The following is a 25598-nucleotide window of genomic DNA, read 5'->3' as shown; positions in this document are numbered from 1 at the left end:
TCAGGGCATCCGCAGCCAACTGCTTTCAGGAGGCCGCAGGAGCTAGGGCAATGAATGAAATGATCTCCCCACCAGCGCAGAGGCGTTCTAGGCTCATCGGTACCGCCGAGTCGCGCAGTGCGGGGACGGGCACCGCACACGCACCGGAGAAACAGCGGTACTTGAGCGCCGCTCCCGGGTGGGAGCGCCGCCGGGCAAGGAGGGCCGCATGACCGTACGGCGAGTAATGGGAATCGAGACGGAGTACGGGATCTCCGTCCCCGGCCACCCGAACGCCAATGCCATGCTCACCTCATCCCAGATCGTCAACGCCTACGCGGCGGCGATGCACCGGGCGCGCCGCGCCCGCTGGGACTTCGAGGAGGAGAACCCGCTGCGGGACGCCCGCGGCTTCGACCTCGCCCGCGAGGCCGCCGACTCCAGCCAGCTCACCGACGAGGACATCGGCCTGGCCAATGTCATCCTCACCAACGGTGCGCGGCTGTACGTGGACCACGCGCACCCCGAATACAGCTCGCCGGAGGTGACCAACCCGCTCGATGCCGTCCTGTGGGACAAGGCCGGCGAACGGATCATGGCCGAGGCCGCCGAGCGCGCCGCGCAGCTGCCGGGCGCCCAGCCGATCCACCTCTACAAGAACAACACCGACAACAAGGGCGCCTCCTACGGCACGCACGAGAACTACCTGATGAAGCGGGAGACCCCCTTCTCGGACATCGTGCGGCACCTGACGCCGTTCTTCGTCTCCCGGCAGGTCGTCACCGGCGCGGGCCGGGTCGGCATCGGCCAGGACGGCCACGAACACGGCTTCCAGATCAGCCAGCGGGCCGACTACTTCGAAGTCGAGGTGGGCCTGGAGACCACCCTGAAGCGGCCCATCATCAACACCCGGGACGAGCCGCACTCGGACGCCGAGAAGTACCGCAGGCTGCACGTGATCATCGGCGACGCGAACCTCTCCGAGATCTCGACGTACCTGAAACTCGGCACCACCGCCCTGGTCCTGTCGATGATCGAGGACGGCTTCATCGCCGTGGACCTCGCGGTCGACCAGCCGGTGCGCACCCTGCACCAGGTCTCGCACGACCCCACGCTCAAGCACCTGGTCACCCTGCGCAGCGGCCGGACACTCACCGCAGTACAACTGCAGATGGAGTACTTCGAGCTGGCCCGCAAGTACGTCGAGGAGCGGTTCGGGGCGGACGCCGACGACCAGACCAGGGACGTCCTGATCCGCTGGGAGGACGTGCTGGGGCGGCTGGAGAGCGACCCCATGAGCCTCTCCGGCGAGCTGGACTGGATCGCCAAGCGGGAGCTACTGGAGGGCTACCGGCGCCGCGACAGCCTGGACTGGGACGCGGCCCGCCTCCACCTGGTCGACCTCCAGTACGCCGACGTACGGCCCGACAAGGGCCTGTACAACCGGCTGGCGGCCCGCGGCAAGGTGAAGCGGCTGCTGGACGAGCCGGCCGTGGAACGGGCCGAGACGAAGCCCCCGGAAGACACCCGGGCGTACTTCCGCGGCCGCTGCCTCGAGCAGTACGCGGACGACGTCGCGGCGGCCTCCTGGGACTCGGTCATCTTCGACCTGCCCGGCCGCGACTCGCTCCAGCGGGTCCCCACCCTGGAGCCGCTTCGCGGAACGCGTAACCACGTGAAGGAGCTGCTGGACCGCTGCCGGACGGCCGAGGACCTGGTCCGGGTCCTCTCCGGGGGCTGAAATGAGGCGCGGAAGGGAATCATGGAGATGGCTCCCGGACGTTGTACGGACTGTACGAAGTACGGGGCCGATGTCAGACCCTGTGGGTAGGGTCTGATCTTGGAGAGATCGATCTCGAATCGAGCGGGCGAACCGAGCGGGGTGAGGTAGAGATGGCGACCAAGGACACCGGCGGCGGACAGCAGAAGGCACAGCGCTCCACCGAGGAGGTCGAGGAGCAGGCGGCAGAGGCGCAGGCCGCTGAAGACCTCAAGGAGCGGCAGGAGAAGCTGTCGGACGACGTCGACTCGGTACTGGACGAGATTGACGATGTCCTCGAAGAGAATGCAGAGGACTTTGTGCGAAGCTTCGTTCAGAAGGGTGGGCAGTAGGGCCGGTTTCCCTTAGATTCGAAGGCTGGGGGGTGGGTGTCATGCCTGAGGCGCTGAAGCGCTGCTCGCGGTGCAAGGTTGAAATGCCGCGCGCAGCCTTCGCCAGTAACCGCTCAACTCCGGACGGATTGCAGGCGTACTGCAGAGACTGCTCCGCGCAGTACTACAAGCGGCGCCAGGAGGCGAAGGGGCGCGCGGTGCGGGTGAAGGTGCCCGTGCCGCGCGGACACAAGCGGTGCCCGCAATGCGGGGAGGTCAAGCCGCACTCGGAGTGGGAGCGGAACAAGACTTCTTCCGACGGCTGGTGCAGCTACTGCCGTGTCTGCCGGGCGCAGAATAATCGCGCGGGCTACTTCATGCGCACATACGGCATCACCGAGGCCCAGAGGGACGAGATGATCTCGTCCCAGATGGGCATCTGCTTGATCTGCTTATCTGCCCCGGCAGTACATGTGGATCACTGCCATGAGACGGGTAAGGTCCGTGGCGTACTGTGCTTCAACTGCAATTCGGCCATCGGCAAGTTGGGAGATGATCCCGACACTCTGCGTCGGGCCATCACTTATCTGGAAGGAATCGCGTGGAAGCCAACACTCGTAGCACCGGGCGTCTACCAGCTGCCTTCCTGACGCCGGGCTCGGCCTCGTTCATGGACTTTCTGTCCGACCACTCGCCCGAGATGCTTCCGGGCAAGCGGGTGCTGCCGCCCACCAAGGGCGTGATCGAGGCGCCGCACGGCACCACCATCGTCGCCGCGACGTTCCCCGGCGGAGTGGTGCTGGCCGGTGACCGCCGGGCCACCATGGGCAATATGATCGCGCAGCGCGACATCGAGAAGGTGTTCCCGGCCGACGAGTACTCCGCGGTGGGCATCGCGGGCACGGCCGGCCTCGCCGTCGAGATGGTCAAACTCTTCCAGCTGGAGCTGGAGCACTTCGAGAAGGTGGAGGGCGCCACCCTCTCCCTGGAGGGCAAGGCCAACCGGCTCTCCACGATGATCCGCGGCAATCTCGGCATGGCGATGCAGGGCCTGGCCGTCGTTCCGCTCTTCGCGGGCTGGGACGTGGACCGTGAGAAGGGCCGGATTTTCTCGTACGACGTCACGGGCGGCCGGTCGGAGGAGCACGGCTTCGCGGCCACCGGGTCCGGCTCGATCTTCGCGCGCGGCTCGATGAAGAAGCTGTACCGCGAGGACCTGACGGAGCAGCAGGCCACCACTCTGGTCGTACAGGCGCTGTACGACGCCGCAGACGACGATTCGGCGACCGGCGGTCCCGACATGGCCCGCCGTATCTACCCGATCGTCACCGTCATCACCGACGAGGGCTTCCGGAAGCTGACCGAGGCGGAATCCTCCGAACTCGCCCGCGCGATCACCGAGCGGCGCCTCGAACAGCCCGACGGCCCGCGTGCCGCGTTGCTCTGACGCGGACCGGGACATGCACTCGCCACTGACAGAAAGGGACGGATAGCCGGTGTCGACGCCGTTCTATGTCTCACCCCAGCAGGCCATGGCCGACCGGGCGGAGTACGCCCGGAAGGGCATCGCCCGCGGGCGGAGCCTTGTTGTGATGCAGTACGCCGACGGCATTGTGTTCGTCGGCGAGAACCCGTCCCGTGCGCTGCACAAGTTCAGCGAGATCTATGACCGGATCGGCTTCGCCGCGGCCGGCAAGTACAACGAGTACGAGAACCTCCGTATCGGCGGCGTCCGTTACGCGGATCTGCGCGGCTACACGTACGACCGTGACGATGTGACGGCGCGTGGACTGGCCAACGTCTACGCGCAGACGCTGGGCACCATCTTCTCCAGCGCCGCCGAGAAGCCGTACGAGGTGGAGCTGGTTGTCGCCGAGGTGGGCAGCGCGCCCGAGGGTGACCAGATCTACCGGTTGCCGCACGACGGATCGATCGTCGACGAGCACGGCTCGGTCGCGGTCGGCGGCAACGCCGAACAGATCAGCACGTTCCTCGACCAGCGCCACCGCGACGGGATGACGCTGGCGGAAGCGCTGCGGCTGGCCGTCCAGGCCCTGTCCAACCAGAGCAACGGCAGCGAGCGGGAGATCCCCGCGGAGCGGCTGGAGGTCGCGGTCCTGGACCGGACGCGGCCGCAGCAGCGGAAGTTCAAGCGCATCGTCGGACGTCAGCTGACCCGTCTGCTGGAGACGGAAGGCGCGACAACGGAACCGACCGAGGCCCCCTCGGACACCGAGGAGGAATAGCCCCCGGCCCCTTGCCGTGCCCCGGCCGCCCCGCGCGACCGGGGCACAGCCATGTCCGGCGCCCGGGCTCGCGTGCCCGATCGGTGTGCGGCCGGCCGCTGCGTGCCGCGCAGCCGCTGCACCCCGGCGCCGCGCTCAAACGGCGGTGTGCGTCCGGGCGTCCCGGGCCCGGTCTGCGCTGCGGCGCGAAGCTGCCGTACCTCGCCGGGGGCGGGCCTTGCCCTGCCACGCGGCGGAGCCGCTCAAGAACCGCTCAGTGCGCCCGCGGGGGTGGTGCCGTGGAGGCTCGGGGGATCAGTTCGACCGGTAGGTCGCCCGTTTGTGGGGGGCGGCCGTCCAGGACGGCGAGCAGTGCGCTCATACCGCGCTCGCCGACCTCTTCCGCGGGCAGCCGGACCGTGGTCAGCTCCGGCTCCACCGCCGTGGCGAGGGCCAGATCGTCGAAGCCGGTCACCGAGAGGTCGTCCGGGATCCGCAGGCCGAGCCGCCGGGCCGCCTTGCACGCGCCCGCGGCCAGGATGTCGTCGTCACAGATGACCGCCGTGGGCCGGGGACCGGGTGCGGACAGGGCCGCCTCGGCGGCCGTCCGGCCGCCGTCGACGGTGAGCGGTGCGGGGGCGGTGCGTACGACGGTGCCGGATGCCTTGCCCAGCGCCCCGGCCAGGGCCCGGGCCCGTACCTCGAAGGTCCAGGACTCCACGGCCGAGGCGAGATGGACGAAGCGCCGGTGGCCGAGGCCGAGCAGATGGTCCGTCACCTGCCGCATCCCGTCGGCCATGTCGAGGTTCACCAGCGCCGCGGCCTCCGTGCCGGCAGGGTCGCTGTCGAGCATCACCAGGGGCAGATCGGCGCCCCGGATCGCGCCGAGCGCGCCGGCCGCCATTGACGAGGCGATGACGCCGTCCAGGGCGGCCCGCGCCGAGGCGAAGGGGTCGCGGGCGGGCCCCACGCCCTCGGGCCAGAGGTAGAGCACCACGCCGAAGTCGTGTTCGGCGGCGACCCGCGCCGCGCCGGTGTAGACGCGGGCGAAGAACTCGTTGGTGAGCGCCGGTACGACCAGCAGCGCGGTGCGTGTGCGGCCCAGCCGGAGGTTGCGGGCCGCGAGGTTGGGCCGGTAGCCCAGCTCCTGGGCGGCGTCCCGCACCAGGCCTGCCGTGCGCTGCGAGACGCGCCCCCGCCACTTGTCGCCGAGGACCAGCGAGACGGTCGCCTGCGAGACCCCGGCGGCCTGTGCCACATCACGGCTGGTGGGCCTCGTCACTGGTGCCTCCGGGGTAGACCTGCGGACAGCGCACATGGTACGTATGGACCAGTACGTTATACGTAAAACCTCGGCTGGAGTCGGGGCGGAAGGGACGGCACATGGCCGCGGGATACGCGGAGCTCCTCAGGACCCGGCATGCGGCGCGGCTGCTCGCCGGCACCCTCGTGGGCCGGCTGCCGAACGCCACCGCCCATATCGCGATCGTGCTCTTCACCCGGGCCGAGGGCGGCAGCTACACCCTCGCCGGAGCCCTCGCCGCCGTGTACGGGCTGGCCACCGCCGTCGGCCAGCCGCTGCTCGGCCGGACCGTGGACCTCTTCGGCCAGCCGCGTGTCCAGCTGCCGGCCGCCGTCGTCTCGGCCCTGGGAATGGCGCTGCTCGCCCTCATCGGCACCGATTCCCTCCCGGTGGCCTTCGGGGCCGTTGCCGTCGCGGGCCTCTTCACACCGCCCCTGGAGGGCGGTCTACGGGCCCTCTGGCCCAGCGTGCTGAAGCGCGAGGACCGGGTGCACGCCGCGTACGCGCTGGACGCGGTCGCCCAGGAGATCATGTTCACGGTCGGTCCACTGCTGGTCACGCTGCTCGTCTCACTGTGGTCGCCGGGCGCCGCGCTGCTGGTCATCAATGCGATCGGGGTACTCGGCGCGCTGTCCGTGGTCGTTTCGGAGCCGTCCCGCGCCTGGCGCTCCGCGCCTCGTGAGGCGCACTGGCTGGGGGCCCTGCGCTCGCCGGGCCTCCTCGCCCTGCTGGGCTCGTTCTTCTTCGTGGGCGTCGCCCTCGGCTCGATCACCGTCGCCGGCGTCGCGTACGCCGACGACCACGGCAACGAGTCGGTGTACGGCTGGCTGATGGCGGCCCTCGGGCTCGGTGCGCTGATCGGCGGCGTGGTGTACGGCGCCCGGCAGTGGGCAGGCGCCCCCGAGCGGCGGCTGACGGCCATCGTGGCGCTGCTCGCGCTGGGCTATCTGCCGCTGATGCTGACTCCGGACGTGGTCGTCATGACCTTGCTCGCGGCCGTCGCCGGTGTGTTCCTCGCGCCGGCCATCGCGTGCGCCTTCATCGTGGTCGACCGGCACGCCCCGAGCGGTACGGTGACCGAGGCGTTCTCCTGGCTGGTGACCACCTTCGGGGTGGGCGCCGCCCTCGGTACGGCCGCCGCGGGCCCGGCCGTGGAACTCGGCGGGACCGCCGTGAGCTTCGCCGTGGCGGGTGCCGGAGGAGTCAGCGCGCTACTGGTTCTGATGGCCACTCAGCCGGTCCTCGCAGCTCCCGCGCATCGCGGCGGTGAAAAGAACTCATCGGAAAATGATCGAAACGGTGCCGTCGAACCCGGTTTCAGAGCAGGGCATCAGGCGTAATGTTCAGTCATGGACCGCCGCATTTTCGGGCTGGAGAACGAGTACGGCGTCACGTGCACGTTCAGGGGACAGCGCCGACTGTCTCCTGACGAAGTGGCGCGCTACCTCTTCCGCCGTGTTGTGTCATGGGGCCGCAGCAGCAACGTCTTCCTGCGGAACGGCGCCCGCCTGTACCTCGACGTGGGATCGCATCCGGAATACGCAACTCCCGAATGCGACAACGTGACCGAACTGGTCACCCACGACAAGGCCGGCGAGCGCATCCTCGAGGGCCTGCTCGTCGACGCCGAACGCCGCCTGCACGAGGAGGGAATCGCAGGCGACGTCTATCTCTTCAAGAACAACACCGACTCGGCGGGAAACTCCTACGGCTGCCACGAGAACTATCTGGTCGCCCGGCACGGAGAGTTCTCCCGGCTCGCGGACATCCTGATCCCCTTCCTGGTCACCCGGCAGCTGCTGTGCGGCGCGGGCAAGGTACTGCAGACCCCCCGGGGCGCGGTCTACTGCGTCAGCCAGCGTGCCGAGCACATCTGGGAGGGGGTCAGCTCCGCCACCACCCGCTCCCGGCCGATCATCAACACCCGGGACGAGCCGCACGCGGACGCCGAGCGCTACCGCCGGCTCCACGTCATCGTCGGCGACTCCAACATGTCCGAGACCACCATGCTCCTCAAGGTCGGCGCCACCGACCTGGTGCTGCGCATGATCGAGGCGGGCACGGTGATGCGCGACCTGACCCTGGAGAACCCGATCCGGGCGATCCGCGAGGTCAGCCACGACCTCACCGGACAGCGCAAGGTGCGCCTGGCCAGCGGACGCGAGGCATCCGCTCTCGAGGTCCAGCGGGAGTACTACGAGAAGGCGGTGGACTTCGTCGACCGCCGGGGCATCCGTACGGGTACGGTCGAGCAGGTCCTCGAACTCTGGGGCCGCACCCTGGACGCGATCGAGGCAGAGGATCTCGACCGGATCGGCACCGAGATCGACTGGGTGATGAAATACAAGCTCATCGAGCGGTACCGGGCCAAGCACAACATGACGATGTCGCATCCGCGGGTCGCCCAGATAGACCTCGCGTACCACGACATCCACCGCCGCCGCGGGCTCTACTACCTGCTGGAGAGGAAGGGCCAAGCCGCCCGGATCTGCAACGACTTGAAGATCTTCGAAGGCAAGTCGGTGCCGCCGCAGACCACTCGGGCGCGACTGCGGGGTGACTTCATCCGGCGGGCCCAGGAGCAGCGCCGGGACTTCACCGTCGACTGGGTGCACCTCAAGCTCAACGACCAGGCGCAGCGCACCGTGCTGTGCAAGGACCCCTTCCGGTCGGTCGACGACCGGGTGGAGAAGCTGATCGCCGGCATGTGACAGCCGGGGCGGAACGGAACGCGAGGCGCCGTACGTTTCACGTACGGCGCCTCGCGCACGTCGTAGAGTGGCGCGCACGCCAACAGCAAGATCTACCCCCCAACCAGATAGAGGCTTTCCGTGCGCCGTCGCTCCCTCCTCCTCGCCGTGCCCGCCGGGCTGCTCACGCTCGCGGGCTGCGGCGACGACAAGTCCGACAAGGCCAAGACCGACTCCAGCCCGACGCCCTCGGCGGCCCCCACGGGGAAGATCGTCGACGGCCCGCTGCCTGCGGTCACGGCCGGTACGAAGTTCGGTGAGAAGCCGACCATCGCCAAGGGGTCCGGAAAGCCGTCCACGGATCTCGCGGTCAAGACGCTGATCGAGGGCAAGGGCGCCACGGTTGCCAAGGGTGACAAGCTGCAGTTCAACTACCTGGGCCAGATCTGGGACACCGCGAAGGTCTTCGACAACTCCTTCGACCGCGGCAAGGCGGCCCTCTACCCGATCGGCGTCGGCCAGCTCATCCCCGGCTGGGACCAGGCACTGGTGGGCAAGAAGGTCGGCAGCCGCGTGGAGCTGGCGGTGCCGCCGGCGCTCGGTTACGGCAGCCAGGGCAACCCGCAGGGCGGGATCAAGGGCACCGACACGCTCGTCTTCGTGGTCGACGTCGTGGGCACCTTCAGCGGCAAGAGCTCGGCCGACGGCAAGGAGGTCGCGCAGGACAACATCGATCTTCCCAAGGTCGGCACCAACACGGACGGCAACGCGCCCTCGATCGACGTCCCGAAGAAGGACGCGCCCAAGAAGCTCGTCTCCAGCTATGTCCTGGAGGGCGACGGCGCGGAGGTCAAGGCCACGGACACGCTGCTCCTGCAGTACAAGGGCGTCCTCTGGGACGGCGGCAAGGAGTTCGACTCCACCTACAAGCGCGAGGAGCTGGCCGAGTTCCCGCTGCAGCAGCTGATCAAGGGCTGGCAGCAGGGGCTTGCGGGCAAGAAGGTCGGCAGCCGCGTCATGCTCGTGGTGCCGCCGGAGCTGGGCTACGGCGACAAGGCCTCGGAGGGCATTCCGGCCAACTCGACGCTGGTCTTCTCGCTCGACATCCTTGCTGTTCTGTAAGACTGTCCGGGTTGCCCGTACGTCAGTGAACAAGGAGCAATTTCCGTGAGCATCGAGAAGCCCGAGATCGACTTCCCGGGCGGCGAGCCGCCGGCCGACCTGGAGATCAAGGACATCTGGGAGGGTGACGGCCCGGAGGCCAAGGCCGGCGACACCGTCTCCGTCCACTACGTGGGTGTGGCCTTCTCCACCGGCGAGGAGTTCGACTCCAGCTGGAACCGCGGCACCCCGCTGAAGTTCCAGCTCGGTGTCGGCCAGGTCATCCAGGGCTGGGACAAGGGCGTGCAGGGCATGAAGGTCGGCGGGCGCCGCCAGCTGATCATCCCCGCGCACCTCGCGTACGGAGACCGTGGCGCGGGCGACCGGATCAAGCCGGGCGAGACGCTGATCTTCGTCTGCGACCTGGTCGGCGTCTGATCCACACGCCGTAGCCGTGCCGCAGCACACCGAGGGCCCATGCCGGGAAGGCATGGGCCCTCGGGCCGCCGGACTCCGCTTTGCCGCGACACTCCGGAGCGGTACGGTCAACGGGCAGTACTGATACGAACAGAAGAGGTGTAGGGCGTCGATGGCCATTGCCAAGGCCGAGCGGCTGATGAATCTGGCGCTGTGCCTGCTCGGGACGCGGCGCCCGCTCAGCAAGCGCGAGCTGAGGGGGTCCATCGAGGCCTACCTGGAGGCCGGCTCCGACGACTCCTTCAACCGGATGTTCGAGCGGGACAAGGACGATCTCCGCGAACTCGGCCTGGTCATCGAGACGGTGGAGAACCTCGACGGCGAGATCGGATACCTCGCCCGCCGTGACAGCAACCGGCTGCCGCCCGTCGCCCTGGACGCCGAGGAGGCCGCGGCCCTCGGCCTCGCGGCCAAGGTGTGGCAGCAGGCGAGGCTCGCCGGCGCGGCCAGCGGCGCGCTGCAGAAGTTGCGTGCGGCCGGGATGCCCGAGGCCGGAGATCCTTACGAGGGACAGCACAGCGCCATCGAGCCGCGGATCCCCGTGCACGAAGCCGCCTTTGAGCCGCTGATGCTGGCCTGCCGCGACCGCCGGCCGGTCGTCTTCGACTACCGCAAGGCCAATGCCGCACGTCCCGAGCAGCGGCACGTCGAGCCCTGGACGCTGGAGTGCTGGCGCGGCCACTGGTATCTGGCCGGCTGGGACCGGGAACGGGGCGCCGAGCGGGTGTTCCGGCTGTCCCGGATCAGCGGCCGGGTCCGCTCGCGGGCCGGGGCTTTCACCGCGCCCGTTCCGGACGTCTCCACCGTCCGCGAGACCGTCGAGAGCTGGGCGGGCGAGACCGCCACCCGCACCGCGGTGATCCGGCTGCGCTCGGGCGCCGGCTACCCGCTGCGCGCGAGGGCGACCGCCGGCCGGGAACTCGGTGACGGGTGGGAGGAGTTGGAGATTCCGTACGGCCACGGGCTGGACGCCTGGCTCGTCGAGTTCGGGCCGGACGTGGTCGTACTGGAGCCCGCGGATCTGCGGGCAGATGTCGTGGACCGGCTGCGCGCCGTGGCCAAGGGCTGAGGGGACGGGCACAAGCATGGCTGCGAACGCGATTGACCAGACCCGCCGGATGCTCTCTCTGGTGACGTACCTGCGGGAGCGCCCCGGCGCGCGCGTGGGAGACGTCGCCCGTGCCTTCGGGATCACCGAGGACGAGCTGATCTCCGACCTCGACGTCCTGCCGATGTGCGGGACGAGCTTCCGCGGCGGCGACCTCCTCGACATCGACACCGACGGCGAACGCATCTGGTGGCACAACCCGGACGATGTCGCGGAACCGCTGCGGCTCGCCGCCGACGAGGCCACCGCTCTGCTGGTGGCCGCCCGGGCGGTGGCCACCCTCCCCGGCCTGCGTGCGAGCGACCGCGACGCGCTGCTGCGCGCCACTGCCAAGCTGGAGGCCGCGGCGGGTGAGGCGGCGGGCGCCAGTTCCAGGCTCTCGGTGACCTTTGAGTCCGAGGGCGGGGTCTTCGCCGAGGTGGACCGGGCGATCTCCGAGGGGCGCCGGCTGTGGCTGCGCTACTACTCGCCCGCCCGGGACGAGCTCACCGAGCGGGAGGTCGACCCGATCCGGCTGTTCGCGGTGGGCCACACGTATATGGAGGCGTGGTGCCGGCTCTCCGAGGCGCGGCGCACCTTCCGGCTGGACCGGGTGGCGGAGATCAGGCTGCTCGACGAACGCTCCGAGCCGCCGGCCATCGAGCCGCGCGACCTCTCGGAGGGCCTGGTGCAGCCCGCGGCGGAGGACCCCGAGGTCGTCGTCGTGGTGGCCCCCGGTGGCCGCTGGGTCGCGGAGTACTACCCGCACGACAGCGCGGAGGAACTGCCCGACGGGGGGCTGCGGATCGCGCTGCGCACCCCCGACCCGGCTTCGCTGCGCCGGCTGGCGCTGCGGCTCGGCAGGGACGGCCGGATCGTGTCTCCGCAGGACCTGGCGGACAGTGCACAGCAGGCGGCCCGCGAGGCGCTCGCGGCGTACGACGGTCAGGAGTAGTGAGGGGATTTGCGCATGATGCCTGGAATCTCGGGATTGTCCGCCCAGGTGGGGCCGCTCCTCTTCAAGGCCGCCTGCCCGGACTGCCGTGCGCGCTTCGAACTCTCCGCGGGGGCGCTCCGGCTGGCGATCGGCGCCAGCCGCCGCACCACCTTCTACTCCTTCACCTGCCCCGAGTGCGGATCGGCGGTGCGCAAGCCGGCCGGCGAGCGGATCATCGAGCTGCTCACCGGAGGCGGCGTGCGGACGCTGCGCCTCCACTCCACCGTCTGACCGTCTCGTCGAGGCACTAGGCTCTGCAGCATGCTCTGGCCGATGCTCGCAATCGCTCTGGGATTCCTCGGAATCGCCGTACTCGGCACCCTGGCCATCAGGGTCTTCTTCGAGGTCCGGCGGCTCGGCCGCCAAGTCTCCGAGACGGCGGGAAAGATCAACCGCGCGGCGGAGGACCTGGAACGTGCGGCTACGGACATGGCGCGTACTGGCGAAGCGTTGCGATAGTCGACGGGGGACTCCTGCGGCGGGACTCCGGGTTGTACGCTGAAGATCGCGGCCCTGTAAGCGAGGCGCAGGCCGTAGCCGGGAGTACACGCGGGGATTGCCCCCTGTTTGCGCCCGCGGGTTACGATCGCTGCCAGAACGACGGTAGGACAACTGTCCTAGCGGCACGACAGCCCCCCAGCCGCCCTCGGTGAGAAGGTACACGCTTATGTTCGGAAGGCTCGGCGCTCCCGAGATCATTCTTATCCTCGTCGTCATCATCCTGCTGTTCGGCGCGAAGAAGCTTCCGGACATGGCTCGTTCGCTGGGCAAGTCCGCACGCATCCTCAAGAGCGAAGCCAAGGCGATGAAGTCCGAGGGCGGCCAGCAGCCGGCTCCCGCCGACCCCCCGGCGCCCGGTGCCTCCCAGGACCAGGCAGTACCGCGCACGATCCAGGCCGCGCCCGGCGATGTGACCAGCTCGCGTCCGGTCACCGAGCCGACCGACTCGACCAAGCGCTGACACCTGGGCCGATGCAGGCGCCGAGACCGGTGACGGCCTGCCGCACGAGATGAGGACGTGGGTTGCTGAAGTCTGCCCGCAAGCAGGAGAAGGATCCCGAGGGGCGGATGCCGCTCGCGGAGCATCTGCGTGAGCTGCGCAACCGGCTTGCGAAGGGGCTGCTGGCGATTGTCGCCGTCACGGTCGTGGCCGCCTTCTTCTACAACGACATCATCAACCTCTTCACCAAGCCGGTCCTGGACTCGGTGGGCTGTCCCTCCACGTTCACCGAGCTCGCCAAGCAGCCGAAGGACACCACCTGCGCGCAGATCACCATCAACGGTCTGCTCACGCCCTTCACCCTGGCGCTCAAGGTCTCCCTCATGGCGGGTGTCGTCCTCGCCTCGCCGATCTGGCTCTACCAGCTGTGGGCCTTCCTCGCCCCCGGCCTGCACAACAGCGAGAAGAAGTACGCGCTGGCGTTCGTCGGCGCCGGTTTCCCCCTCTTCCTGCTCGGCGGCTACTTCGCGTACTCGGTGCTTCCGACCACCGCGAAGGTCCTGATCGAGTTCACACCCTTCGGCGTCGACAACCTCCTGCCGCTCGACGATCTGCTCGACCTCGTCACGCGCATGGTCATCGTCTTCGGCCTCTCCTTCGAGCTGCCACTGCTCCTTGTGCTGCTGAACTTCGGCGGCGTGATCACCGGCAAGCGGATGCTCGGCTGGTGGCGCGCCATGATCATGGGCATCACCCTCTTCGCGGCGATCGCCACACCCAGCACGGACCCGCTGACCATGCTCGCGCTGGCCGTTCCCATCTGGGTGCTCTACTTCGCCGCCACCGGCATCTCGCTGATCAACGACCGGCGCCGGGCGGCGCGCGACGCCACCGGTCCCGCCGACGACGAGGCCTCCGAGCTCGACCTCACCCCCGAGGCGGTCGGCGCCATCGAGCCCGTCGCCATGGCGCCGGCGCTGCCGGAGCAGGCCGACGGCAGTCGGGCGCAGCGGCTGAACGGTTACGACGACGTCACCTGAGCGGGTTCGCCTGCGGTCATATAAAGATCGGGCTGACTGTCAGACGTGACGGGTAGGCTCATGAACAAGATGACCGAGGACCTCTCACCTGCTGAGCGCTACGCCGCCGCCCGGATCCGCGCCGCCGAGGAGGCCACTGCCCTGGCCCCCTTCCGCGAGCTGTACGCATTCGATCTGGACCCCTTCCAGATCGAGGCCTGCCAGGCGCTGGAGGCGGGCAAGGGCGTGCTCGTCGCCGCCCCGACCGGCTCCGGCAAGACCATCGTCGGCGAGTTCGCCGTCCACCTCGCCCTCGCACAGGGCCGCAAGTGCTTCTACACCACGCCCATCAAGGCCCTGTCCAACCAGAAGTACACCGACCTCGTCAGGCGCTACGGCGCGGAGAAGGTCGGCCTGCTCACCGGTGACAACAGCGTCAACTCCGAGGCACCGGTGGTCGTGATGACCACCGAGGTGCTCCGCAACATGCTGTACGCGGGCTCCCAGTCGTTGCGCGGTCTCGGATATGTCGTGATGGACGAGGTGCACTACCTGTCCGACCGCTTCCGCGGGGCCGTATGGGAAGAGGTGATCATTCACCTCCCCGACTCCGTGACACTGGTATCACTGTCGGCGACCGTCTCCAACGCCGAGGAGTTCGGTGACTGGCTGGACACGGTCCGTGGCGACACCGAAGTGATCGTCTCCGAGGACCGCCCAGTACCGCTCTGGCAGCATGTGCTCGCCGGCCGCCGGATGTACGACCTCTTCGAGGAGGAGACCGACCACGGCGGCCGCGGCGTCGGGCGCCGCGAGGTCAACCCCGACCTCGTCCGCATGGCCCGGATGGAGAACCAGCGGACGTACAACCCGCGCGACCGGCGCCGCGGCAAGATGGTGCGCGAGGCGGACCGGGAGCGCGAGCGCAGACAGCGCAGCCGGATCTGGACGCCGGCCCGCCCCGAGGTCATCGAGCGGCTGGACGCCGCCGACCTGCTGCCCGCGATCACCTTCATCTTCAGCCGGGCCGCCTGCGAGGCCGCCGTACAGCAGTGCCTGTACGCCGGACTCCGGCTCAACGACGACGACGCGCGCCAGCGGGTGCGCGAGATCGTCGAGGAGCGGACGGCCTCCATCCCCGGCGAGGACCTGAACGTACTCGGGTACTACGAGTGGCTGGAGGGCCTGGAGCGGGGCATCGCCGCGCACCACGCCGGCATGCTGCCGACGTTCAAGGAGGTCGTCGAGGAGCTGTTCGTGCGCGGCCTCGTCAAGGCCGTCTTCGCGACCGAGACCCTCGCACTCGGCATCAACATGCCCGCACGGTCGGTGGTGTTGGAGAAGCTAGTCAAGTGGAACGGCGAGCAGCACGCCGACATCACCCCCGGCGAGTACACCCAGCTCACCGGACGGGCCGGCCGGCGCGGCATCGACGTCGAGGGCCACGCCGTGGTGCTCTGGCAGCGCGGCATGGACCCGGGCGCGCTCGCGGGCCTCGCCGGTACGCGTACGTATCCGCTGCGGTCCAGCTTCAGGCCCTCGTACAACATGGCCGTGAACCTGGTGCAGCAGTTCGGCCGGCACCGCTCGCGTGAGCTGCTGGAGACGTCGTTCGCGCAGTTCCAGGCCGACAAGTCGGTCGTCGGGATCTCCCGGCAGGTCCAGAGGAACGAAGAGGGCCTCGAGGGCTACCGCGAGGGCATGACCTGCCACTTGGGGAACTTCGAGGAGTACGCGCGGCTGCGCCGCGAGCTGAAGGACCGCGAGACCGAACTGGCCAAGCAGGGCGTGGCGCAGCGGCGGGCCGCCGCCGCGACCTCCCTGGAGAGGCTCAAGCCCGGTGACGTCATCCATGTGCCGGCCGGCAAGTTCGTCGGGCTGGCGCTGGTACTGGACCCGGGGCTGCCCGCCGGGCGGACCAACGGCCACCGCGGCTACGAACACCTCGACGGGCCGCGCCCGTTGGTGCTCACCTCCGAGCGGCAGGTCAAGCGGCTCGCGTCGATGGACTTCCCGGTGCCGGTGGAGCCGCTGGAGCGGATGCGGATCCCCAAGTCCTTCAACGCGCGCAGCCCGCAGTCCCGCCGGGACCTGGCCTCCGCGCTGCGGACCAAGGCCGGTCACATCGAGCCGGATCGGCACCGCAAGCAGCGCGCCGCCGCCGCGGACGACCGGGAGATCGCCCGGCTGCGTACGGAGATCCGCGCGCACCCGTGCCACGGCTGCGACGAGCGCGAGGACCACGCCCGGTGGGCCGAGCGTTACCACAGGCTGCAGCGCGACACCAAGCAGCTGGAGCGGCGCATCGAGGGCCGGACGAACACCATCGCCCGCACCTTCGACCGGATTCACGCGCTCCTGACCGAGCTGGACTATCTCCGTGGCGACGAGGTCACCGAGCACGGCAGGCGGCTGGCCCGCCTGTACGGCGAACTGGACCTGCTGGCCAGCGAGTGCCTGCGGGCCGGCGTCTGGGAGGGCCTGAGCCCGGCCGAACTGGCGGCCTGTGTATCGGCGTTGGTGTACGAGGCGCGGCAGTCCGACGACGCGGTGGTGCCCAAGACGCCTGGCGGCAAGGCACAGGTGGCGCTCGGCGAGATGGTCCGCATCTGGGGCCGCCTCGACACGCTGGAGGAGGACCACAGGATCAACCAGGCGGAGGGCGTCGGTCAGCGCGAGCCCGACCTCGGCTTCGCCTGGGCGGCGTACCAGTGGGCCTCCGACAAGGGCCTCGACGAGGTGCTGCGTGAGGCTGAGATGCCGGCCGGCGACTTCGTCCGCTGGTGCAAGCAGGTCATCGATGTGCTGGGCCAGATCGCGGCGGCGGCGCCGGGCTCCGGCGAGGGCAGCACGGTCGCGAAGAACGCCCGCAGGGCGGTCGACGCGCTGCTGCGCGGCGTGGTGGCGTACAGCTCGGTCGGCTGACCGGGCGCGCTCCTCGGCGAGGCGGTTCGGGCACTGGCCGGCATCCCCTGAGGGTGCCGGCCAGTGGCGTTGTTCCGCCGCATCGCCGCTACTGGCGCGGCTGCGCGGTGTACGCGTGCCGGCCGCCGAACTCCGTGATGTCCCGCGCGCCTTCGACGGCGGCCGGCTCGCAGAGGAAACCGGGGACCGAGGTTCCGTCGGACAGCTCGACGCGGCCGATCGCCATGGGGCGGGGGAGGGCGGCGGTGGGCGCGCCCAGGCCCTCCGGGGGTAGTGCCCACACCTCCGCCTCGATCGCGGCGCCGCCCTTCGCCCACGTACACCAGGCCCGGCTTGGGCGGGTCGGTGCGCAGCGCGTACGGCCGGTAGACCGGGGCGGTCGTGGTGGTGGTGACCAGGGTGGCGCCGTGCGCGAGGAGTTGGGGGTTGAGCGGGCTGCCGGACAGCTGCGCTCCGACCACGGCGAGGCGGACCGGCGGTGTGAGCAGGGCGGCGATCCGGGCCAGGCGCTCGTCCGTGCCGGCGAGGCCGACCAGCATCACGCCCCGACCGGATCGGCCGCGACCTCGGCGATGGTGGGGTGGCCGGGCGTGGTGGGCACGCCGGAGCCGCCGACCTGGACCCCACCGTAGCCGGTGCGCCGGGATGTCCCGGGCATCGCTGGGATCGCCTCCCACAGCGGGTCACCGGGGCGCGGTGGGCCGGGCGCGCCAGGCCAGCACCTCCAGCGGGGTCGAGGTGTAGTCGGGCCGGGGGTCCAAGGGGTGCGGGACGTTCGCGATCAGTACGGCCAGGTCCTGCTCGGCGCGCAGGACCACCGAGGCGCCCGGCCCGGCGGTACCGGTGAGGTCCGGGGCGCCGTCCTCCCGTACCTCCACGCCCTGGAAGAAGGAGAGGGAGGGCGGCAGGTCGCGGGGCGCCAGGCCGTTCTTGAGCGCGGCGAGCTTAAGCAGCTCGCGGCGGCGAGGCGGACTGCGGGGTGCCGTCGCCGTACCGCTGGGTGTTCCGTACGAGCGTCGAGGTGCCGCAGAGCGTGTCGCGGCCGCCGGAGGTGTCCGCGATGACCGAGGCGAGCACCCGGCCCTGGTCGGAGAGGATCAGCCGTCCCTCGCCCAGGTAGGCGTTCCACTGCGCCTTGACCGTGTCCGCGGTGGGTGCAGTTGCCGCCCGCCACGGTCTCCGCCCAGACGAGCTGCTGAGCGGCGGTTCCGGCGGGCGGCGCGGGCCACTCGCTCGCGGGCACCACGGGCTGCGGCCCGGTGCGGGTGCGCTGCTGGGCCTCCTGGGCGCGGGCGTGGTCCCGTGCCCTGCTCGGCGGTAATTTCTGTCGCCGACAGAAATTAGGAGGCGGGCGGGTCGGGCCCGTTGCCCGGCCGTTGCGGGCGAGTTACCGGACGCTCACGCGGCCGGAGGACGTCGGCCCGGGCGCCCGGACGGGTGCTGGGCCCCGGGTCGTGCCTGGCGGGTGCCTGGGGGCCGGCAAGATCCGCGGACGCCGCCGCTGTGCGACGATCGGAACCGTGGGCACCACAGGAAGACGCGTCGGGCGGCCGCGCGCCGATCAGCGGCCGGACAGCGGGCTGGCGGTCCGCGACGAACTCCTCGCGGCCGCCGCCGAGTTGTTCACGACCCGCGGGTACGCCGCCACGACGACCCGGGCCGTCGCCGAACGCGCCGGCATGCGGCAGGCGACGATGTACCACTACTTCACCGGCAAGGAGGAACTCCTCGCCCAGCTACTCGAATCCACCGTCACGCCTTCGCTCGCCCTCGCCCGCCGGCTGCTCGCCGCCCAGGACGCCTCCGCGGAGTCCCGCCTGTGGGAGCTGTGCCGTTCGGACGTCGAGCTGCTCTGCGGCCCGCACAACCTGGGCGGCCTGTACCTCCTGCCCGAGGTGCGCGCGGAACGGTTCGCCGGGTTCCATCGCGTCCGCACGGAACTCAAGGAGGCGTACGGGCAGTTGCTGGCCGGCACCGCGCCCGGTGCCGAACTGGACAAGGACGGGCTCGCGCTCCGCACCGACCTGGTCTTCGGGCTCATCGAGGGCGTCATCCTCATCCACCGCTCCGACCCGGACCGCCCCGTCGCCGCCTTCGCCGAAGCGACCGCGGACGCGGCACTGCGCATCGCGGGTGCCGGCCCGGACCCGTCAGCCGGCTGACCACTCCTCGTACGAGGTCCACGCACGCAGCGTGCGGGCGCTCTCGAACCGGTGCGCACGGCCGGTGACCGGGTCGGTGAACTCCAGTACCCGGGAGAGGAGTTGCAGCGGCCGCCGGAAGTCGTCCGGGGCGGGGTCGGTGACCACCGGATAGACGGGGTCGCCAAGGATGGGAACGCCCAGCGCGTTCATATGCACCCGCAGCTGGTGCGTACGGCCGGTGGCGGGCGTGAGCCGGTAGCGGCCGAGCCCGCCGCGCTGCCCGGCCCGCTCGATGCGGCTCTCGCTGTTCGGCTCGCCGGGGATCTCACGCGCGGCGATGACCCCGCGCACCTTCTCGATCCGGCTGCGCACCGTCTGCGGGAGGGCGAGGTCCGGATCGTACGGCGCGACCGCCTCGTACTCCTTGCGTACCCGCCTGTCCTGGAAGAGCGACTGGTACGCCCCGCGGTCCTCCGGCCGTACGGCGAACATGACCAGCCCGGCGGTGAGCCGGTCCAGCCGGTGCGCGGGGCTGAGCTCGGGCAGCGCCAGATCGCGGCGCAGCCGCGCCAGGGCGGTCTCGGCCACATGGCTGCCGCGCGGGGTGGTGGCCAGGAAGTGCGGCTTGTCGGCGACCACCAGATGCTCGTCGCGGTACAGGACGTCGATGCCGAACGGCACCGGCACCTCGTCCGGCAGCTCCCGGTGGAACCACACGTAGGCCCCGGGCGCGAAGGGCGCACCGGGCAGGACGGGCCCGTCCACCCCGACCACCGCTCCCTCGCGCAGCATCGCGTCGATCACCGCGGCGCCCTTGGGCAGCCGCTCGACGAGATGATCGCGCACTGTGGCCCACGGTCCGGCGAGGGGAAGCCTCAGCCGGACCGGGTCGATTCCGTACCGCTGGGGTAGGGGCGGCGGTGGCACCTTCGGTCTGCGTCTCATCACCGCCCAGCGTACGAGTCCTGGTTTCAGCGGCGTGACGCGTCCATGTCCGCCCGGCGCCGAAGTCCTCACCCGCCCCCTCCCCCGCCGGTTCGGCACGCCGGCAGGCGAATGATCGTCCCGCCGACCAATCCACGCGCCGCGCGGCCCCGAATAGCCGGCGAAGGGCTGTTGCCCCGAGCGGAAGCGGACCGGAGGGAGCGGTATGAGTGGGGAACGCCGGCGGACGGCGGTGGTGGGCGGCGGAGTGGCCGGGCTGACCGCCGCGTACGTACTGCAACGCGCGCACGACGTGTCGCTCTACGAGGCCGACGACCGCCTCGGCGGCCACGCGCACACCCACGAGGTGCCCTCCTCGGACGGACGGGTGCACCGCGTGGACTCCGGGTTCATCGTCCACAACGCGCGCACCTACCCGAACCTGCTGCGGCTCTTCGCCGAACTCGGCGTGGCCACCCAGGAGTCCGAGATGAGCATGTCCGTGCGCTGCGAGGGCTGCGGACTCGAGTACGCCGGCGCCCGCGGCCCGACCGGCCTGCTGGCCCGCCCCCGCAACGCCTTCCGTGCCGGCTATCTGCGCATGCTCACCGAGGTCCCGGCCTTCCACCGGGCGGCCCGGCGGCTGCTCGCGCACGGCGGCGACGAGACGCTGACACTGGGGGAGTTCCTCGAACGGGGCCGCTACTCCACGTATTTCACCGCGCACTTCATGACCCCGGTCGTCTCCGCCGTCTGGTCGTGCGACGCCGCGACGGCGATGCGCTACCCCGCCAGGCACCTGTTCCGGTTCCTGGAGCACCACGGGATGCTCTCGGTCGGCGGCTCACCGGTCTGGCGCACCGTCACCGGCGGCTCGCGCGAGTATGTCGAACGGATAGCCAAGCAGCTCACCGCCGTGCACACCGCGACCCCCGTGCGGGCCGTGCGCCGCGACAGCGGCGGTGTCGAGATCACCGCCGAGGACGGCACCAGCAGGCGGTACGACTCGGTGATCGTCGCCGTCCACCCCGACCAGGCCCTTCGGCTGCTCGCCGACCCGACCGAAGCGGAACGCCGGCTGCTCGGCGCGTTCACGTACTCCCGTAACCCCACCCTGCTGCACACCGATACGAGCGTGCTGCCGCGCAGCCGGGGCGCTCGCGCGTCCTGGAACTACCTGATGCCGTCCTGCCGCGCGACGGCGGACGGCGTGCGGGTCAGTTACGACATGAACCGGCTGCAACGGCTCGATGCCCCGGCGGCGTTCGTGGTGACTCTGAACGGCGCCGGCCTCGTCGACCGGGACCGGGTCCTCGCCCGCATGGTGTACGAACACCCCGTCTTCACCCCGGAGTCCGTGGCGGCGCAGCGCCGACTTCCCGCGCTGAGCGGCCCGGTGACGGCGTACGCCGGGGCCTACCACAGCTGGGGATTCCACGAGGACGGCTGCCGCTCGGGGGTCGAGGCGGCCTCGGCCCTGGGGGTGACGTGGTGAGCGGGGCCGGCGCGGTGAGCGAGGCACCGGTACAGGCACCGGTACCGGCCCTCTACACGTGCACGGTCGGCCATACCCGGACCGCGCCGGTGCGCCACGCCTTCCGGCACCGCACCTACCTGTGGCTGGTCGACCCCGGCCGGCCGCCGCGGCTTCCCCGGCTGCTGCGGCCGCTGGCGCGCTTCGACGCCCGTGACCACTTCGACGGGACGGAACCGACCATCCGGGCCGGGCTGGAGAAGTTCCTCGCCGGCCACGGGGTGGAGCTGGACGGCGGGGCGGTACGGATGCTCGCCCATGCCCGCGTCCTCGGCCACGTCTTCAACCCGCTCAGCCTGTTCTGGTGCCATGGCCGCGACGGCTCGCCGCTGTGCGTCGTCGCCGAGGTGCACAACACCTACGGCGAGCGGCACTGCTATCTGCTGCGGCCCGACGAGGCCCACCGGGTGTCGGTGGCCAAGGAGTTCTACGTCTCGCCGTTCTTCCCGGTCGACGGCGGCTATCGGATGCGGCTGCCCGAACCGGACGGGCGGCTGGACCTGACCGTACAGCTGGAACGCTCCGGTGCCCGCCCGTTCACCGCGACCGTACGCGGCGAACGGCGCCCGGCCGGTCCGTTCACCCTGCTGCGTGCGGCCGTGCGCCATCCACTGTCCACGGTGGCCGTCTCCGTGGGCATCCGCCTGCACGGCATCCGGCTCTACCTGCGCGGACTGCCCGTACAACCCCGTCCCCAGCCCCGTCCCCACCCCCAGGAGGGTGTCAAGTGAGCGTGTCAGTGAGCTCCGAACACCGTGTGCCGCGTCGCCGCCCCGCGGCGCCGGCAGCCGCGGCCGTCGATCCGCGGCGCTGGCCCGATGTGGCCTCCCTGCCCAGGACCTCGCGGACCAGAACCGCGGTCGCCGAGCTGCTCGTCCGGCGCGCGCTGGGCGGACTCCCGCTGCGGGTCCGCCTCGCGGGCGGCGAGACGCTGGGCCTGGGCGGCCCCCTGTTGGAGGTGTACGACCCGCACGCGTTCTTCCGGCGGATCGGCGCCAGTGGCCTGATCGGCTTCGGTGAGTCCTACATGGCGGGCGAATGGGACGCCCGCGACCCGGTCGGCGTACTGACCGCCCTGGCCGGCAACGCCGCCACCCTCATCCCGGCGCCCCTGCAACGACTGCGGCCGCTCTGGGAGTTGAAGAAACCGTCCGCGCAGCGCAACACCCCCGAGGGGGCGCGCGACAACATCAGCCACCACTACGACCTGTCGAACGACCTCTTCTCGCTCTTCCTCGACGACACCCTGTCGTATTCCTCGGCACTCTTCCGCGGCTTCCCCGCCGACCCGTCGCTGCTGCCCGCGGCCCAGCACCGCAAGATCGACCGGCTGCTCGACCTGGCGCAGGTCGGCCCCGGCACCCAGCTGCTCGAAATCGGCACCGGCTGGGGCGAGCTGGCCATCCGCGCGGCCCGGCGCGGGGCCCGCGTCCTGACCGTCACGCTCTCACGGGAGCAGCAGGCGCTGGCCCAGGAACGCATCCGCGCCGCCGGCCTCGAGGACCGGGTGACCGTACTGCTGCGCGACTACCGGCGGGTGCTCGGCCGGTACGACGCCGTCGTCAGCGTCGAGATGACAGAAGCCGTCGGCGAGGAGTTCTGGCCCGACTACTTCATGACACTGGACAGGCTGCTCGCGCCCGGCGGCCGGATCGCCCTCCAGGCGATCACCATGCCGCACGACCGGATGCTCGCCTCCCGCACCACCTACACCTGGATCCACAAGTACATCTTCCCCGGCGGGATACTGCCCTCTGTCGAGGCGATCGAGCAGGTCACCGCCGCGCGCACCGGGCTCCGCGTGCTCCGGCGCGACGCCTTCGGGGCGCACTACGCCGAGACGTTGCGGCTGTGGCGCGAACGCTTCACCGAGCGGGCCGCCGACGTCGCCGCCCTGGAGTTTGACGAGACCTTCCGCCGGATGTGGACCTTCTACCTCGCCTACTCCGAGGCGGGCTTCCGCTCCGGCTATCTCGATGTCCAGCAACTGCTGCTGGCGAAGGAGGGGACGCCCCGATGAGGGCCGCACGCGACGCACCGGGCCGCCAGGGCGTGGCCCAGCAGCTGGCCTCGCTGATCGAGCAGCTGCTCGGCGGCCGGCTGCCTCTGCGGCTGCGCGCCTGGGACGGCAGCACCGCCGGCCCCGCCCCGGAGGCCGGTGCCCCGGTCGTGGTGCTGCGCTCGCGCCGGGCGCTGCGCAGACTGCTCTGGCAGCCCGACGAACTCGGCCTGGCCCAGGCCTACATCACCGGTGAGATCGACATCGAGGGCGATCTGGCCGACGGGCTGCGCAGCATCTGGAGCGCGGTGCGCGGTCGCGGACTTCAGGCGCCCCGCGTCTCCCTCGCCGACCGCAGCCGGGCGGCGGGCATCGCGCTGCGCCTCGGCGCGGCCGGCCCGCGCCCGCCGGCGCCCTCCTCCCAGGCCCGGCTGGACGGGCTGCCGCACAGCAAGGCCCGCGACCGCGCCGCGATCAGCCATCACTACGACCTGTCCAACGACTTCTACGCGCTGCTGCTCGACGAGACGATGGCGTACTCCTGCGGCTACTGGACCAGCGAGGACCCCGGTTACGGTCCAGCCGACGCCCAGCGCGACAAGCTGGAACTGATCTGCCGCAAGCTGCGCCTCCAGCCGGGCATGCGCCTGCTGGACATCGGCTGCGGCTGGGGCTCGCTGACGCTGTACGCGGCGCAGGAGTACAAGGCGCAGGTCACCGCGGTGACGCCGGCCCGCGAACAGGCCGAGTACGTACGGGCGCAGGTGCGCGAGCGCGAGCTGGAGGGCCTGGTGGACGTGCAGCACTGCGACTACCGCGACATCGAAGGCGGCTGGTACGAGGCCGTGTCCACCGTCGAGATGGGCGAACACGTGGGGGACGCCGAGTACCCGGCGTTCGCCGCCACGCTGCACCGGATGCTCAGGCCCCAGGGGCGGCTGCTGGTCCAGCAGATGTCCCGCGGGTCCGTCGCGCCCGGCGGCGGCGCGTTCATCGAGTCGTACATCGCCCCCGACATGCACATGCGCCCGGTCGGCGCGACCGTCTCCCTGCTGGAGGACGCGGGTCTTGAGGTACGCGCCGTCGAGTCGCTGCGCGAGCACTACGCCCGTACCGTCGGCGCATGGCACACCACGCTGGAAGACCGCTGGGACGAGTTCACCGCACTCGTCGGTGAGGAGACCGCGCGGGTGTGGCGGCTCTATCTGGTGGGCGGCCGGCTGGCCTTCGAGGAGCGGCGTATGGGCGTCGACCAGATCCTCGCCGTGCGCCCCACGGTGGACGGGCACAGCGGGATGCCCGCCACCCCGCGGGCCTGGTACGAGGGAGGCGGCCGCCGTTGAGCGGTTACCCCTGGGGCGAGTTCGTCCAGAGCCTCGGTGCCACCGCCGCCACCGCGTTCGCCGTCCTGCTCGTCACCTTCGCGCTCGTGGTGGCCCGGACAGGACCTGAGCGGCTGCACCGGATCGTCGACGTGGCGTGGGGAATCGCCTTCACCGCCGTCGCCCTCGTCTCGTACGCCATGTCGGCGGGGGAGGGGGACGACGGCCGGCGGCTCCTGGTCACGCTGCTCACCGCTGCATGGGGGCTGCGGCTGGCCGCGCACATCGCCGCGCGCGGTCGTGGCCACGGCGAGGACCCGCGGTACGAGAAGCTGCTCGCCAAAGCCCGCGGAAACCGCGAACTGTACGCCCTGCGCAGGGTGTATCTGTTGCAGGGTGCGCTGGTCTGGCTGGTGTCGCTGCCCGTCCAGGCCGCTCAGTTCATCCCCGGGCCCGTCACCGCGATCGGCTGGGCGGGGGCTGCGGTGTGGGCCGTCGGCATGTTCTTCGAGGCCGTGGGCGATCGGCAGCTGCACCGCTTCAAGTCGGACCCGGCCAACCGCGGCCGGATCATGGACCGCGGGCTGTGGAGCTGGACCCGGCACCCCAACTACTTCGGGGACTGCTGTGTCTGGTGGGGGCTGTTCCTTTTCGCCTGTGACGACTGGGCGGTGGCCGCCGCGACCGTTGTCGGCCCGCTGGTGATGACGGCGCTGCTGACCCGCGGCAGCGGAAAGGCCCTGCTGGAGCGGCACATGGCCGCGCGCCCCGGCTACGACGAGTACGCGGCCCGCACCAGCGGCTTCTTCCCGCGGCCGCCGAAGAAGAGCTGACGTGAGGT

The 25598-nt window shown here is 70.8% G+C and carries 24 protein-coding genes and 2 pseudogenes; 22 read left to right on the top strand and 4 right to left on the bottom strand.

Going from position 1 to position 25598, the window contains the following annotated elements:
• The first annotated feature begins 208 nt into the window (after positions 1-208).
• The 5 genes from dop to prcA all read left to right on the top strand — a co-directional run bounded on the left by dop (position 209) and on the right by prcA (position 4316).
• Positions 209-1720 (top strand): depupylase/deamidase Dop, encoded by a 1512-nt coding sequence (dop, locus tag NLX86_RS03355; RefSeq protein WP_374213822.1) that lies wholly within the window; start codon positions 209-211, stop codon positions 1718-1720.
• A 152-nt stretch (positions 1721-1872) separates the two neighbouring features.
• Positions 1873-2091 carry a ubiquitin-like protein Pup gene (locus NLX86_RS03350; RefSeq protein WP_254370025.1) on the top strand — a complete coding sequence of 73 codons (219 nt, stop codon included), beginning with the start codon at positions 1873-1875 and terminating at the stop codon, positions 2089-2091.
• 41 nt (positions 2092-2132) lie between these two features.
• Entirely contained in the window at positions 2133-2720 is a 588-nt protein-coding gene (locus NLX86_RS03345) for an endonuclease VII domain-containing protein (protein WP_254370024.1), read from the top strand.
• Positions 2672-3517, top strand: a complete 846-nt coding sequence (prcB, locus tag NLX86_RS03340) for a proteasome subunit beta (protein ID WP_254370023.1) — start codon at positions 2672-2674, stop codon at positions 3515-3517. The genes NLX86_RS03345 and prcB overlap by 49 nt, the downstream gene beginning before the upstream one ends.
• Before the next feature lie 49 nt (positions 3518-3566).
• Positions 3567-4316: a proteasome subunit alpha gene (gene prcA / locus NLX86_RS03335; protein WP_254370022.1), complete on the top strand. Its 750-nt coding sequence runs from the start codon at positions 3567-3569 to the stop codon at positions 4314-4316.
• A 253-nt stretch (positions 4317-4569) separates the two neighbouring features.
• On the opposite strand, the gene NLX86_RS03330 is transcribed toward prcA, so the two are convergent.
• Positions 4570-5613 (bottom strand): LacI family DNA-binding transcriptional regulator, encoded by a 1044-nt coding sequence (locus NLX86_RS03330; RefSeq protein WP_254370021.1) that lies wholly within the window; start codon positions 5611-5613, stop codon positions 4570-4572.
• A 65-nt stretch (positions 5614-5678) separates the two neighbouring features.
• Between NLX86_RS03330 and NLX86_RS03325 the strand changes: the two genes are divergently transcribed.
• The 11 genes from NLX86_RS03325 (at position 5679) to NLX86_RS03275 (ending at position 16834) form a co-directional block, all read left to right on the top strand.
• Complete coding sequence (locus NLX86_RS03325) at positions 5679-6938, top strand: MFS transporter (protein WP_254370020.1); 1260 nt, start codon at positions 5679-5681, stop codon at positions 6936-6938.
• Between the two features lie 9 nt (positions 6939-6947).
• On the top strand, positions 6948-8309 hold the full coding sequence (gene pafA / locus NLX86_RS03320) for a Pup--protein ligase (protein ID WP_254370019.1): 1362 nt from the start codon (positions 6948-6950) through the stop codon (positions 8307-8309).
• Between the two features lie 120 nt (positions 8310-8429).
• On the top strand, positions 8430-9410 hold the full coding sequence (locus tag NLX86_RS03315; protein WP_254370018.1) for an FKBP-type peptidyl-prolyl cis-trans isomerase: 981 nt from the start codon (positions 8430-8432) through the stop codon (positions 9408-9410).
• Between the two features lie 45 nt (positions 9411-9455).
• Positions 9456-9827 (top strand): FKBP-type peptidyl-prolyl cis-trans isomerase, encoded by a 372-nt coding sequence (locus tag NLX86_RS03310; RefSeq protein WP_254370017.1) that lies wholly within the window; start codon positions 9456-9458, stop codon positions 9825-9827.
• Between the two features lie 151 nt (positions 9828-9978).
• Entirely contained in the window at positions 9979-10935 is a 957-nt protein-coding gene (locus NLX86_RS03305; protein ID WP_254370016.1) for a YafY family protein, read from the top strand.
• Positions 10936-10951: 16 nt separating this feature from the next.
• Entirely contained in the window at positions 10952-11908 is a 957-nt protein-coding gene (locus NLX86_RS03300) for a YafY family protein (protein ID WP_254370015.1), read from the top strand.
• 15 nt (positions 11909-11923) lie between these two features.
• Positions 11924-12181, top strand: coding sequence for a hypothetical protein (locus NLX86_RS03295; RefSeq protein WP_374213821.1), 258 nt, complete (start codon positions 11924-11926; stop codon positions 12179-12181).
• Between the two features lie 30 nt (positions 12182-12211).
• The gene (locus NLX86_RS03290) at positions 12212-12409 is read left to right on the top strand and encodes a hypothetical protein (RefSeq protein ID WP_254370014.1); all 198 of its coding nucleotides are present in this window, start codon (positions 12212-12214) and stop codon (positions 12407-12409) included.
• Positions 12410-12617: 208 nt separating this feature from the next.
• Positions 12618-12911 (top strand): Sec-independent protein translocase subunit TatA, encoded by a 294-nt coding sequence (gene tatA / locus NLX86_RS03285; protein WP_254370013.1) that lies wholly within the window; start codon positions 12618-12620, stop codon positions 12909-12911.
• A gap of 62 nt (positions 12912-12973) precedes the next feature.
• On the top strand, positions 12974-13930 hold the full coding sequence (gene tatC / locus NLX86_RS03280) for a twin-arginine translocase subunit TatC (RefSeq protein ID WP_254370012.1): 957 nt from the start codon (positions 12974-12976) through the stop codon (positions 13928-13930).
• Between the two features lie 69 nt (positions 13931-13999).
• The gene (locus NLX86_RS03275) at positions 14000-16834 is read left to right on the top strand and encodes an RNA helicase (protein ID WP_254370095.1); all 2835 of its coding nucleotides are present in this window, start codon (positions 14000-14002) and stop codon (positions 16832-16834) included.
• 88 nt (positions 16835-16922) lie between these two features.
• On the opposite strand, the pseudogene NLX86_RS03270 reads toward NLX86_RS03275, so the two are convergent.
• Positions 16923-17435: pseudogene (locus NLX86_RS03270) on the bottom strand (allophanate hydrolase); the annotation flags it as partial.
• Positions 17436-17495: 60 nt separating this feature from the next.
• Positions 17496-18140: pseudogene (locus NLX86_RS03265) on the bottom strand (DUF1989 domain-containing protein); the annotation flags it as partial.
• A 205-nt stretch (positions 18141-18345) separates the two neighbouring features.
• Between NLX86_RS03265 and NLX86_RS03260 the strand changes: the two are divergent.
• The gene (locus tag NLX86_RS03260) at positions 18346-18996 is read left to right on the top strand and encodes a TetR/AcrR family transcriptional regulator (RefSeq protein ID WP_254370094.1); all 651 of its coding nucleotides are present in this window, start codon (positions 18346-18348) and stop codon (positions 18994-18996) included.
• On the opposite strand, the gene NLX86_RS03255 is transcribed toward NLX86_RS03260, so the two are convergent.
• Positions 18985-19923, bottom strand: coding sequence for an RluA family pseudouridine synthase (locus tag NLX86_RS03255; RefSeq protein WP_254370011.1), 939 nt, complete (start codon positions 19921-19923; stop codon positions 18985-18987). The genes NLX86_RS03260 and NLX86_RS03255 overlap by 12 nt on opposite strands.
• Before the next feature lie 205 nt (positions 19924-20128).
• Here NLX86_RS03255 and NLX86_RS03250 point away from each other — a divergent pair, with 205 nt between their 5' ends.
• From NLX86_RS03250 to NLX86_RS03230, 5 genes are read left to right on the top strand one after another with little or no spacing between them, the layout of a single operon-like run.
• Positions 20129-21397 carry an NAD(P)/FAD-dependent oxidoreductase gene (locus tag NLX86_RS03250; protein WP_254370010.1) on the top strand — a complete coding sequence of 423 codons (1269 nt, stop codon included), beginning with the start codon at positions 20129-20131 and terminating at the stop codon, positions 21395-21397.
• 14 nt (positions 21398-21411) lie between these two features.
• Complete coding sequence (locus tag NLX86_RS03245) at positions 21412-22167, top strand: DUF1365 domain-containing protein (RefSeq protein WP_254370009.1); 756 nt, start codon at positions 21412-21414, stop codon at positions 22165-22167.
• Between the two features lie 8 nt (positions 22168-22175).
• Positions 22176-23456 (top strand): class I SAM-dependent methyltransferase, encoded by a 1281-nt coding sequence (locus NLX86_RS03240; protein WP_374213825.1) that lies wholly within the window; start codon positions 22176-22178, stop codon positions 23454-23456.
• Positions 23453-24778, top strand: a complete 1326-nt coding sequence (locus NLX86_RS03235) for a cyclopropane-fatty-acyl-phospholipid synthase family protein (protein WP_254370008.1) — start codon at positions 23453-23455, stop codon at positions 24776-24778. Before NLX86_RS03240 ends, NLX86_RS03235 begins: the two co-directional genes overlap by 4 nt.
• On the top strand, positions 24775-25590 hold the full coding sequence (locus tag NLX86_RS03230) for a DUF1295 domain-containing protein (protein WP_254370007.1): 816 nt from the start codon (positions 24775-24777) through the stop codon (positions 25588-25590). Before NLX86_RS03235 ends, NLX86_RS03230 begins: the two co-directional genes overlap by 4 nt.
• The last annotated feature ends 8 nt before the right edge of the window (positions 25591-25598 follow it).

The organism is Streptomyces sp. A3M-1-3 (assembly GCF_024213665.1).
Lineage (GTDB): Bacteria > Actinomycetota > Actinomycetes > Streptomycetales > Streptomycetaceae > Streptomyces.
Note: the sequence above shows the minus strand (reverse complement) of the source record. Positions and strands in the feature narration are given on the sequence as shown.

Coding starts and splice junctions, on each gene's coding strand:
- dop (WP_374213822.1), top strand. CDS start 209: ATGACCGTACGGCGAGTAATGGGAATCGAGACGGAGTACGGGATCTCC.
- NLX86_RS03350 (WP_254370025.1), top strand. CDS start 1,873: ATGGCGACCAAGGACACCGGCGGCGGACAGCAGAAGGCACAGCGCTCC.
- NLX86_RS03345 (WP_254370024.1), top strand. CDS start 2,133: ATGCCTGAGGCGCTGAAGCGCTGCTCGCGGTGCAAGGTTGAAATGCCG.
- NLX86_RS03330 (WP_254370021.1), bottom strand. CDS start 5,613: ATGTGCGCTGTCCGCAGGTCTACCCCGGAGGCACCAGTGACGAGGCCC.
- NLX86_RS03325 (WP_254370020.1), top strand. CDS start 5,679: ATGGCCGCGGGATACGCGGAGCTCCTCAGGACCCGGCATGCGGCGCGG.
- pafA (WP_254370019.1), top strand. CDS start 6,948: ATGGACCGCCGCATTTTCGGGCTGGAGAACGAGTACGGCGTCACGTGC.
- NLX86_RS03305 (WP_254370016.1), top strand. CDS start 9,979: ATGGCCATTGCCAAGGCCGAGCGGCTGATGAATCTGGCGCTGTGCCTG.
- NLX86_RS03300 (WP_254370015.1), top strand. CDS start 10,952: ATGGCTGCGAACGCGATTGACCAGACCCGCCGGATGCTCTCTCTGGTG.
- NLX86_RS03295 (WP_374213821.1), top strand. CDS start 11,924: ATGATGCCTGGAATCTCGGGATTGTCCGCCCAGGTGGGGCCGCTCCTC.
- NLX86_RS03290 (WP_254370014.1), top strand. CDS start 12,212: ATGCTCTGGCCGATGCTCGCAATCGCTCTGGGATTCCTCGGAATCGCC.
- tatA (WP_254370013.1), top strand. CDS start 12,618: ATGTTCGGAAGGCTCGGCGCTCCCGAGATCATTCTTATCCTCGTCGTC.
- NLX86_RS03275 (WP_254370095.1), top strand. CDS start 14,000: ATGACCGAGGACCTCTCACCTGCTGAGCGCTACGCCGCCGCCCGGATC.
- NLX86_RS03255 (WP_254370011.1), bottom strand. CDS start 19,923: ATGAGACGCAGACCGAAGGTGCCACCGCCGCCCCTACCCCAGCGGTAC.
- NLX86_RS03250 (WP_254370010.1), top strand. CDS start 20,129: ATGAGTGGGGAACGCCGGCGGACGGCGGTGGTGGGCGGCGGAGTGGCC.
- NLX86_RS03235 (WP_254370008.1), top strand. CDS start 23,453: ATGAGGGCCGCACGCGACGCACCGGGCCGCCAGGGCGTGGCCCAGCAG.